1 protein-coding gene is annotated in these 1,285 nt (G+C 72.1%); it reads right to left on the bottom strand.

Going from position 1 to position 1,285, the window contains the following annotated elements; genetic code table 11:
- Positions 1-1,285, bottom strand: a 1,285-nt coding sequence (locus ACFY2X_RS47325) for an acetyl/propionyl/methylcrotonyl-CoA carboxylase subunit alpha (protein ID WP_389952058.1), incomplete at both ends; no start/stop codon positions are given.

Genomic DNA, 1,285 nt, shown 5'->3' with positions numbered 1-1,285 from the left:
CCCCGGTAAAGGCCGGATCGGCGACGACGGCCCGGTGGAAGGGCAACACGGTGGGCATCCCGGCCACCGTCAGCTCGCCCAGCGCGCGGCGGGCGCGCTGCAGCGCCTGGGTCCGGTCGGCGCCGGTGACGATCAGCTTGCCGATCAGCGAGTCGAAGGCGCCGGGCACGGTCATGCCGGGCTCATAGCCGGCGTCCAGGCGTACCCCGGGGCCGGCCGGTGCGGTCAGCGCGGTGATGGTGCCCGGGGCGGGCAGGAAGTTCTGGCCGGGGTCTTCGGCGTTGATCCGGAATTCGATGGCGTGCCCGCGCACCGGCGGGTCGTCATAGCCCAGCGGCTCGCCCGCGGCGATCCGGAACATCTCCCGGACCAGGTCGATGCCGGTGACCTCCTCGGTGACCGGGTGTTCGACCTGCAGCCGGGTGTTGACCTCCAGGAAGGAGACGGTGCCGTCGGCGCCGATGAGGAATTCGCAGGTGCCGGCGCCGATGTAGCCGGCGGCGCGCAGGATGGCCTTGGAGCTGGTGGTGAGCAGGTCGGTCTGGGTGGGGGTGAGGAAGGGGGCCGGGGCCTCTTCGATGAGTTTTTGGTGGCGGCGTTGCAGGGAGCAGTCGCGGGTGGAGACCACTACCACGGTGCCGTGGGCGTCGGCCAGGCATTGGGTCTCCACGTGCCGGGGCCGGTCCAGGTAGCGTTCGACGAAGCATTCGCCGCGGCCGAAGGCGGCGATCGCCTCGCGGACCGCGGACTCGTATAGGTCGGGGATTTCGTCCAGGGTGCGGGCGACCTTCAGGCCGCGGCCGCCGCCGCCGTAGGCGGCCTTGATCGCAATCGGCAGGCCGTGGGTCTGGGCGAAGGCGGTGACTTCGTGGGGGCCGGTGACCGGGTCGGGGGTGCCGGCGACCAGGGGGGCGCCGACGGCCTGGGCGATGTGGCGGGCTTGGACCTTGTCGCCGAGTGCGGTGATCGCGGCGGGGGGTGGGCCGATCCAGGTGAGGCCGGCGTCGATGACGGCCTGGGCGAAGGCGGCGTTTTCGGCGAGGAAGCCGTAGCCGGGGTGGATGGCGTCGGCGCCGCTGGTGTGGGCGATGTGCAGGAGTTTGGTGATGTCGAGGTAGGTGTGGGCGGGGGTGAGGCCGCCCAGGGCGTGGGCCTCGTCGGCCAGGCGGACGTGCAGGGCGTCCAGGTCCTGGTCGGCGTAGACGGCGACGCTGGCCAGTCCGGCGTCTCTGCAGGCGCGGGCGATCCGCACGGCGATCTCACCACGATTGGCGATCAGGACCTT

It is taken from the genome of Streptosporangium sp. NPDC000396, from assembly GCF_042898655.1.
Taxonomy (GTDB): Bacteria; Actinomycetota; Actinomycetes; order Streptosporangiales; family Streptosporangiaceae; genus Streptosporangium.
This window is presented reverse-complemented; position numbering and strand designations above follow the sequence as displayed.